We start from the raw sequence: 8,847 nt of genomic DNA on the forward strand, positions 1-8,847 counted from the left end.
CAGTTCATCCCATGTGTCTGCGGGGCCCATAGTCCAGTCCATGAAGAAACACGGGCCGCCACCATGAGGTATGAACACCGTCGGTAGACGGCCAGCAACAGAGGTACTCATTACGCTCACCTTAGGCGTTGGCAGTGACTAAATGCAGTGCCGCGAACTGGTTGTTTTGAATGCGGATAGGGGCAGTGGCAGTTCCTGCGAAGCAGCAAACCGACAATAAAATCACACCCAAAACAACAACAGTTGCGCTAAACATAAACCCTCTTTAACTGATCCGCTCAGGCGTCCAGAACCGCTTCGAGTTCAATGACAAGTTGCACCCGTTCACCAACCATCACCCCACCGCCCTCTAAGGGCATGTTGAAGGAGATACCGAAGTCGCTTCGGTTGATTTCACCTCGCGCCGACAAACCAATCCGAGTGCCGCCCCAAGGGTCCGCACCGACGCCGTTGTATTCGACGGTCAATGCGACCGGTAGAGTCACGCCCTTTATCGTCAAATCACCCTCGACTACAAAATCTTCGCCATCGCGGCGCAACGATGTGGTCCGGTATGTCATCATTGGATGACTCTCAGCATCAAAGAAATCACTCGAACGCAAATGGGTGTCACGGTCAGCATTACGGGTATCTATTGAAGCGAGATCCACCGTCAACTCAGCTGAAGACTCCATCAGGTCCGCGGCGGTAGTGATCGTTCCCGAGATATTACTAAAGCTACCCCGAACCTTAGAGACCATCAGATGCCGCACGCTAAAACCGACATCAGTGTGAGCTTCATCTAGCTTCCATGTGCCAACCGTATAGCCGGGAAGCGTTTCTGTTTCTTTCATAGTTCCTCCTAAATAGTGTCCACACGATTAGTGTTATAGTTACTTTTAATAACAGACAGCATCATAAGTAATTAAAAACAAGACGCCATAAGGCACTTCAACATGCCTCAGTCACACAGAAAGAACCATGGTTCAACAAGCAGCACTACCCGACAATAAACTCGCACCCAATGACTGCCCAGTACGCGACGTACTCAACCGCATCGGTGATAAATGGTCTGTTCTCGTATTGCACCTTCTCACCTCTCAAACCAAACGGTTCACCGAACTAAGAAACGACATTGCCGGCATCAGCCAACGCATGCTTACCGTCACCCTACGTGGCCTTGAACGCGACGGCCTTGTTACGCGTACCGTGTACCCCATCGTCCCCCCACGCGTTGACTATGCCCTCACCGACCTAGGCCTAAGCCTTTCGAAGACAATTAATAACCTCGTTAACTGGGCCGAACACAATCGCCACCTTATTGACAATGCCCGCAACGACTACGATCAACGCGAAGATACGCCAATCCTATAACGCCAGCCCAATGGCTGTGGCGCCTACAACGATTTAGATTCATGCGCGGAACAAAAGGTTCTACAAATACCTGACCGTCCACCCGGTCGTCTGAGTCGCACTGGATTTATCCTCCTCACCCCCGGAGTTTCGCCAAGATGCAGGTTCGGGCGTGATTGGTGATCTTGACCCCACCGGGCCCAGTTAATAAGTCGCAAGCAGCATCAAAAATGACTCCGGTTGGGTTGCCCGCTTTGTCGCGATCTATGCGCCACCCGACGGGGTTACCGTGGCGGCGTCTACGCCCGCCGCTTGCAATGACGCATGGTTAACCACATAGCCGTGGCCGCTACTGTGCATTATCTCTACCGGGAGGTCTTGAGATACCCGGTCAAGGTCATTAGTGGTGGGATGGGCATCGTTGTTGCCCAAACGGTGATGGTCATAGCCGAAACCACGAATCAGCCCGCCTTCTAAGAACCGACCGTGTTCACGAAGCAGCTTCACCACCTCGTCGATACTAGCTACACCGGTTAAATCAGCCCAGGAAGCACATTGGCCAACATCAGCGGGTGAGTATGGGCGTCCACAAAACCCGGCAACAAAGTCGTCCCGGCAAAATCAACCTTTTTGGTGCCCGAGGGAGCCAGCGCAGCACAACCTTCAAGGGTCCCCACCGCAGTTATACAGTCACCCATAACCAAAATAGCCTCCGCCAAGCCAGCGGTCGAAATCGTACGAATGGTTCCCCCAGAAAATAACCGTGATATAGGCATGGCCTCAGATTAACTTGACCCAAGCTTTGGCCAAGCATCCGTCATGCTTAAATGCCCATCGAGGCCTCTCCCCAATGACAATCAAACCCTCGTCTTGCTTCATAGCCTCCGCCATACTGCTCCTATACTCCCCGTAACCCTCAACCCTTTTTAGGAGCACCATGCCTTCCGACCGTTCTTTAAAAACCATGAACAGTATTCACCGCGGCCTAATAAAAGTCACCGGCGGCAAGGCCGGTTGGACCACCGGCAAAATGCCGGTACTCAAACTCACCACCATCGGACGCCACTCGGGTCAGCCTCGCACCGTCATGTTGACCTCCCCCATCCAAGAAGGCGACACCATGGTTGTTGTGGCTTCCAAAGGCGGCGCCGACACCCACCCGGCTTGGTTTCATAACCTCAAAGAAAACCCCAAAGTGCAAGTAGCCACCCAAGACGCTGATGAGCACCCCATGATGGCCGAAATAGTTTCTCCCGAAGAACGAGCCCGCCTTTGGCCGCTCATCACCGAAAAGTATTCGGGTTACGCCGGTTACCAAGAAAAAACCGACCGAGAAATACCGCTCATTGCACTGCGTCCTCTGGCCTAAAAAACAAGAACTACTCTTCTTCCGAACGCCCAATAAGTTCTTCAATGGTCACCGAAAGGTCGGGGCCAAAGCCGCCCCGGAAGTCAAACGATTCGGTTTCCACATGGTTCACTCCTTGGTCATGAGCAATGCTTTTGACCGTTTGGATAAGCCCGTTGGGCCCGCACACCGCAATATGGGCACCGACCAAGCTTTTGCCCCTGAGGAGTTCAGAAAATGTTTCTACACTAAACCGGCGGCCGGTTGAACTTTCAAACCACTCCAAACGAATCCGCCCATCTGCGGCCGCCCGCTCAAGAACAGCTGTCGCCATAGCATCTTCTCGTGAACGCACACAGTAGAGAAGTACCGGGCGCTCCGCTAACTCTGCTGGCGAAAGCGTTTCTGTCATACTCAAAAACGGGGTGATGCCTACCCCACCGGCTATCCAATAGGTGGGAGCCGGTTTCTTCGGTAATGGAGCGAACTCGCCGAACGGTCCTTCCACATACACTTCGGAGCCAACTAAATCCATATTTTGCAAACGCCCTGTCCAGTCACCCAAGTCTCGGATAAAGAACCGAAGGTCGGGTTCGTGAGGCGCCGAAGCAATAGTGAAAGTATGAGGCTCACTCATGTCTTTGATCTGCAACTTTATGGTGGCGAATTGCGCTGGATGATGCTTAAGTTTTCGCCCCTTAGGAGAAAGACAAAGTTCGGTAGTTGTTCCATGGCGAGACACCGTGGCTAATTGATAGCGCTTGCCGCGAATCATCATGTCGTAGCCCACCACTCGACCGAAATAAGCCAACAAACCCAGCACCATGATGGTGCCAAAATACCAGCCCCAACCCGATCCATTGGCGTACGGTTTTTCGGTGGCATAAAAATGGAAGCAAGCAAAAGCGAAAGGCACGCCCAAAAGTTTGTGGGTTAAGCGCCAGTAGCGGTAGGGAATCCAACGGATCAGGCTGATGCCCACCAAAATATAAAGCATCGTTTGGCCATTGCCAGCTAAATCTTCGGCCATATCAGCAACGGACTCCGAAGCGCCTTCGATGCCGCCTTCAATCTCTGCTTCCACACTGGTGTGCAAGTACATGGCCACCACAGCCAAAGTTCCGGCCCAGCGATGCGATCGGTACATCATGTCAAGGCCACCAAACAGTGGTTCCAACGCCCGGGGGCGCAAAGAAAGAACAAAACTCCAGGCCATTAACACTATAGAAACAGACCCGATGAACAGCCCAAAAGTGGCGCTGCCGTCTTCACCCTGTGCACCCACAAATACGGGAAACCCCACCACAGCCGTTACGACGATCAGCAAAGGGCCAACCCAGGTGCGATTAAAACGAGGGACATGAAACTTAGAAACCTGTGGGACCCAATCTCGGGGTGAGCCTGCTGCTCGTTTGATCACCGTTTTCCACGACAACTTGGCGGGGTTAAAATTCTCAAACATCAAACTAGGCTACCTCGGTCGTCACCGCAGTACTAACTACCAAATTCCTCGGCCCCTAGCATCTTCTTTTGGCCTTGCCGTAGGCATTTCATCTAGCCGCGTGCTTTATTTTCGGGGTTAGATACTCGGCAACGGAGACAACAATTCAATCTTCGCTTCACTGATCTGAGGCCATTTTGCGTCGCAAGTAACAACCGATGAGCCTGAGTGAACTCCCAAAGCCACCACCAGTGCGTCGAGCAAAGGAAAGTTTTTGTTCCCATATTTTGCCCGCAGATGACACGCCAAATCAGCAACCTCGTCAGAAACCACTTCTACGCAAAACCCAACCCCAACCAGCACCGCTCCGGCTTCTTCAAACCTCTTTAATTTTGCCGGCAGTACCAGCGCTTCAGCCCAAGTGACATTTAGAACATGTATTTTCTTTTCTCTCAAACAACGATCTAAGGCAACTTTGTGAAAAGGGTCGGCGGCATCCAAAACTGCTACTGCAACATTTGCGTCAACGACTACGCTCACCGTTCTCCTGCCTCCGCTCGTTGTTTAGCAAGATGATTTTTCGGCCAAACAAGTTCTAATGCTCTGATTTTCGCTTCAACGATTTCCCGCTGTACCTGAATCGCTTCTTCCTCGTGGTCGGACACAAAATCTTCAATAGCCTTTTGAGTAAGTTGCGATAAATTGAGTTCAAGCTTTCTACTCATTTCATCAAGTTCTTCTGGCAAGTAGATCGTTCGGTTCGGCATACGCATACCATAACATGGTCATACGTATACCCGTAGCACACGGTGCCCCACTTGATGCCCCACTTGATGCTCTTCTTGTGGCATTATCTGTTTTCGTAACAAGCGGAGGAAACGCTATGCCTACTTATTCATGCCCATCTTGTGAAATGACCGTCAACGCAACCTGTGGAGCCTGTGACGCCCCCCTGGTCAACGATGTGCTTACCAAAGACGACGGTTCAACGGTTCAAGTTTCAAAATGCCCCAACGGGCACGGAAAAATCAAATCCCCCATGTGTTGCGGCGCCGACATGTCTTGCTCGGTGGCCTAAACCTCATACCCCGCCTACGCTCGGGTTATGTGGTTTCAACTAAAAATACCGGGATCCCTCCTGGCTTCCTACTTGGTCCTCTCGGCCTGCGCGGGCGTTGACAACAAACCTGTAGCAGCCACCACATCCACCACCAGCATCACCATGCTGGCCAGCGGCACTGCTCCGGCTCATCAAACCACTACCACTATCAAGCTTGGCTGGCACACGGCACCTCCCGTACCCATAAACACCCAAGCCATGGTGGCTATTCACTTGGACCCCACGGGCCCCACCGTTATCCACGCCACGGCCCAAAACTGGGAACGCCTGTCAAACCTGATAGCCATCGCCGATACTTTTGGTCATAAACTCACTTTGTTGATGTCTTCTGATTGGGCCGACCTGGTGGCCGCCGACCACGCTCGCCAAACCTCTTTACAAACCTGGGTCAACAATGGGCATCAACTGGGCTTTCATCACCACACCTGCGGGCACACCTCTCCCGATGGGTATACCGACATCAAAAACCCTTGCCGGGGCGCTGCCTCACGGGGGTCGGTGGCCGATGCTTTTGCCAAGGTGCAAGATCTTGTCCTTTCTCTTAATCTGCCACCAATAACTATCGCTGCCCAGGGCCCCAACACCGATGGCCTTTATCGAGCCGCCGAATGGCAGCCCGGAGTCAACTTCGCTACCGGCATCATGGCCGACAACACCGACGGTCACCCCGACCACCGCTTCATCACTCAACCTCGTTGTGCTACCGATTACGGAAATAGTTATGCCGGCCAGCCCGGGCAATATTTGGTAGCCGAACTTGGCCATGCCCAACTTAATGTGGGGGCCTTTGCCCGCATTCAGACCGACAACAACTTGGCGGCCTTGACTCATGAAATTATTCAAGTAACCGTCGGCGACCATGCCCAGACAGCAGTAAACCTTGGCGTGGTCTTTCATGCTCGTGAATACACCGCAACGCCTCGCAACGAATCCAGCGATGACTACCGCACCGACCGGGACTACCTTGATGCCGTGTTGCAGATTTTTGCCGACCAGCGCATACCGGTAGTCACCGCACAAGAAATTCTCGAAACCAGCAACCCCTGCCGGTAGCCGGCAAAACCCTTAGCCAGCGTTAATTATTTTTAATGGTCATGCCGCCATCAACCATCAACAGGTGGCCGGTGACGTAAGACGAAGCGGGGAGCGCCAGATTCAGTATCGCATGAGCGACCTCTTCTGGCTTGCCGTAACGCCGTAAAGGCACCCGACGGCGGGCAAACTTTTCTTTCATTTCATCAGGAATCTCCGCCGTCATGCCAGTTTCTATAGGCCCAGGGCCCACTGCGTTTACGGTGATCCCTTCTCGCCCTAACTCCACTGCTAAAGAACGAGTCAAGCCCACCACCCCATGTTTTGCCGCGGTGTAAGCGGCTGCACCTGCCGAGCCACCCACTCCTTCAGTGGAGGAAATATTGATTATTCGAGCCGCCTTAGCAACTCTCAAAAAGGGCAGCGCGGCGCGGATCATTCGCATCTGAGCGGTGAGCATTACCGAAAGCGAAACTTCCCAAATCTTTTCATAATCATGTGCATCAATGGCTGCCGGCCGCGAGACCCCGGCATTATTTACCAACACATCAAGGCAGGGCTCTTCGCAGTTACCCCATGCTGCCACTTCTTTAACCACTTGTCGGATTCTTTCGGAGTCGGTTACGTCAAGCGGCCACCCTTTGGCTTGCCCGCCGGCGGCCGTGATGCTCGCTACCACCGCATCAACTTCTTCTTGGTGAAGATCGGTGACGGCCACCTTGGCTCCTTGGCCTGAGAAAAGGCGGGCGGTGGCACAACCTATACCTGAAGCGGCACCCGTTATAAGCACCACATGGCCTTCCACGGAGCGTAAAAAAGGAGCATCTGATTGCGGTGTTTTTTTCATAGCCAGAGTTTACGAGAAGATTTATTTCCGAGACCCACCGGGCAAACGCTCAAACCGTTGACGGGCTGCTTTCTGACCGGGCCGGGTCAAACCATGCGGCCCCTATCAAGACCAGTGCACAGAAAAAAATAATCATTGACTCGCTAAAAGAACGAATGTTGCTTGAGGTGTTTTGAAACTTTCCATCGCTCCACGCAGCCGGGTCTTGATGCAAAATCGAATAGAAAAAAGATGCCATCACCATCAACGACCCAGTAATGGACCCCCAAGCTGTTCGCTTGTCAATGGGTTCGGTTATTGCCTTAGTAAATAAAATGACGGCAGGAATTAAAAGAGGTAGACCAAAAAAAGTAACGGCCACCATCGGCCACATAATCAAAGCGGGCACTACCGCATACATGGGTTTATTTTGTTTGAAGCCAATGAGCGCAGAAACCCCCACCGCCACAAAGGGGACGCCAAAAGAAACCGCACCAAGAAACAAATTGGGTTTCCCGGGAGACGAGCCAAAGAGAACAATCACCATAAAACCCACCCCTCCCAACATGATGAGCAAAGCAGAAACAAAAACAGACTTAGGCACATTATGTTTTCTGGGCACCGCCACTTTTTCTACCACCCTTGCACCCTACTCCACTCGCTGAAATGGAACATCGGGCAGAGAGGATGGGTCAAACAAGAAGCAGAAAACCCCCACCCAAGGGGCGGGGGCATCTGCATGATTGGGAATAACCATGTCCAGCGGTAGCTCCTCAGCCAGCCGCCAGTGCGTTGAGGCTAACCGTCTTCGGCAGTGACCTCCACAAAAACTTTGTCTAAACTTTTTCGTTTAATATCCGGCACCTTGACCCCCGCCAAGGGATAGCCCACCGGAAACAACACAAAAGGTCGTTCATTATCTGGTCGGCCTAACACCTGGCGCAAAAAAGCCATAGGTGAAGGGGTCAGGGTGGCCAACCCCATGTGATGCAGTGCCGTAACAAAAATTCCTGCGGCGATTCCCGTACTTTCTTTCACATAATAGTTTTTACCTTTCGAACCGTCAACTCGCTGTTCGTAGCGCTGTTCAAAAAGCACCACTATCCACGGGCGATTTCTAAAAACTCTTTGTGGTGGTCGGTACTCAAAGGTCCCAAAGCCTCTCGCCACTCTTCGTTCATGCGGTTCTCTAAATAGTTGACCCGCTCTTCTTCTTCGGCGGCCTCCCGAATAGCCGCCTTCACTGCCGGATCCTGAGTAGCCACAAAAGTCCAAGGTTGTTTATGCGCCCCGGAAGGCGCCGTCGAAGCGGCCTTAACCGCCAGTTCGATCAACTCACGAGACACTGGCGCATCGCTAAACATGCGCACGCTACGCCGCTGGTCTACCTCCGCATAAAAGTCTTTCCCGCGAGTCAACATCTCTGCTTCAGAGAATCGGGCCGACTGGTACTCCACAAATGGATAGGCGGCTTCAAGTGCTACCGGTGGGTAAGGGTGTTGATACTCAGCGGTCATCTTCAAGCCTGGCACTTTCTTCACCGGCCGGCATTTCGGTAAATCGATGTTCTCGCTGCCAGGCCACTCCAGCATGGCGCCGAACCACCCGGCCCTGAAACATGGGGTCCGACCCCATGTTTCATCTAGGGGGGCGGCGGTGTGGGCCTTGTTGGGTGCAGTGAAAGCACTACAACGAAGGGGACTAAGGCGACTTGAAAAAGAAATTGAGTCAGAGCCGTACCCTTCTAG

Annotated in this window: 13 protein-coding genes and 1 pseudogene; 4 read left to right on the forward strand and 10 right to left on the reverse strand. The window is 52.7% G+C overall.

Translation table 11 applies throughout. The features are described 5' to 3' along the window. The coding region (locus EYQ49_00005; GenBank protein HIG24261.1) for a dioxygenase at positions 1-111 on the reverse strand (111 nt) is incomplete at its 3' end. 167 nt (positions 112-278) lie between these two features. Then, positions 279-833: a polyisoprenoid-binding protein gene (locus tag EYQ49_00010; protein HIG24262.1), complete on the reverse strand. Its 555-nt coding sequence runs from the start codon at positions 831-833 to the stop codon at positions 279-281. Positions 834-960: 127 nt separating this feature from the next. On the opposite strand from EYQ49_00010, the gene EYQ49_00015 reads away from it, so the two are divergent. Continuing rightward, complete coding sequence (locus tag EYQ49_00015; protein HIG24263.1) at positions 961-1,353, forward strand: transcriptional regulator; 393 nt, start codon at positions 961-963, stop codon at positions 1,351-1,353. 243 nt (positions 1,354-1,596) lie between these two features. Here the strand turns inward: EYQ49_00015 and EYQ49_00020 are convergent, their stop codons facing one another. Together EYQ49_00020 and EYQ49_00025 are read right to left on the reverse strand one after the other, a co-directional pair. Then, positions 1,597-1,851 carry a hypothetical protein gene (locus EYQ49_00020; protein ID HIG24264.1) on the reverse strand — a complete coding sequence of 85 codons (255 nt, stop codon included), beginning with the start codon at positions 1,849-1,851 and terminating at the stop codon, positions 1,597-1,599. Between the two features lie 14 nt (positions 1,852-1,865). After that, entirely contained in the window at positions 1,866-2,108 is a 243-nt protein-coding gene (locus EYQ49_00025; protein ID HIG24265.1) for a hypothetical protein, read from the reverse strand. A gap of 161 nt (positions 2,109-2,269) precedes the next feature. Here EYQ49_00025 and EYQ49_00030 point away from each other — a divergent pair, with 161 nt between their 5' ends. After that, positions 2,270-2,701, forward strand: a complete 432-nt coding sequence (locus EYQ49_00030; GenBank protein HIG24266.1) for a nitroreductase family deazaflavin-dependent oxidoreductase — start codon at positions 2,270-2,272, stop codon at positions 2,699-2,701. Positions 2,702-2,711: 10 nt separating this feature from the next. Here EYQ49_00030 and EYQ49_00035 read toward each other — a convergent pair whose 3' ends face one another. From EYQ49_00035 to EYQ49_00045, 3 genes are all read right to left on the reverse strand, one after another. After that, positions 2,712-4,142 carry a hypothetical protein gene (locus EYQ49_00035; protein HIG24267.1) on the reverse strand — a complete coding sequence of 477 codons (1,431 nt, stop codon included), beginning with the start codon at positions 4,140-4,142 and terminating at the stop codon, positions 2,712-2,714. A 117-nt stretch (positions 4,143-4,259) separates the two neighbouring features. Next, complete coding sequence (locus EYQ49_00040) at positions 4,260-4,661, reverse strand: type II toxin-antitoxin system VapC family toxin (protein HIG24268.1); 402 nt, start codon at positions 4,659-4,661, stop codon at positions 4,260-4,262. After that, positions 4,658-4,888 (reverse strand): hypothetical protein, encoded by a 231-nt coding sequence (locus EYQ49_00045; GenBank protein ID HIG24269.1) that lies wholly within the window; start codon positions 4,886-4,888, stop codon positions 4,658-4,660. Before EYQ49_00045 ends, EYQ49_00040 begins: the two co-directional genes overlap by 4 nt. Positions 4,889-5,004: 116 nt before the next feature. Here EYQ49_00045 and EYQ49_00050 point away from each other — a divergent pair, with 116 nt between their 5' ends. Then, positions 5,005-5,199, forward strand: a complete 195-nt coding sequence (locus EYQ49_00050) for a hypothetical protein (protein ID HIG24270.1) — start codon at positions 5,005-5,007, stop codon at positions 5,197-5,199. Positions 5,200-5,226: 27 nt separating this feature from the next. After that, positions 5,227-6,294 (forward strand): hypothetical protein, encoded by a 1,068-nt coding sequence (locus EYQ49_00055; protein ID HIG24271.1) that lies wholly within the window; start codon positions 5,227-5,229, stop codon positions 6,292-6,294. 22 nt (positions 6,295-6,316) lie between these two features. On the opposite strand, the gene EYQ49_00060 is transcribed toward EYQ49_00055, so the two are convergent. The 3 genes and pseudogenes from EYQ49_00060 to EYQ49_00070 all read right to left on the reverse strand — a co-directional run bounded on the left by EYQ49_00060 (position 6,317) and on the right by EYQ49_00070 (position 8,616). Further along, positions 6,317-7,120, reverse strand: coding sequence for an SDR family oxidoreductase (locus EYQ49_00060; protein ID HIG24272.1), 804 nt, complete (start codon positions 7,118-7,120; stop codon positions 6,317-6,319). A 49-nt stretch (positions 7,121-7,169) separates the two neighbouring features. Beyond that, positions 7,170-7,703 carry a hypothetical protein gene (locus EYQ49_00065; GenBank protein HIG24273.1) on the reverse strand — a complete coding sequence of 178 codons (534 nt, stop codon included), beginning with the start codon at positions 7,701-7,703 and terminating at the stop codon, positions 7,170-7,172. A gap of 194 nt (positions 7,704-7,897) precedes the next feature. Then, positions 7,898-8,616: pseudogene (locus tag EYQ49_00070) on the reverse strand (nitroreductase family protein). Between the last annotated feature and the right edge of the window lie 231 nt (positions 8,617-8,847).

The sequence above is a fragment of the Acidimicrobiia bacterium genome, assembly GCA_012959995.1.
In the GTDB taxonomy this organism is placed as follows: Bacteria; Actinomycetota; Acidimicrobiia; order Acidimicrobiales; family MedAcidi-G1; genus MedAcidi-G2B.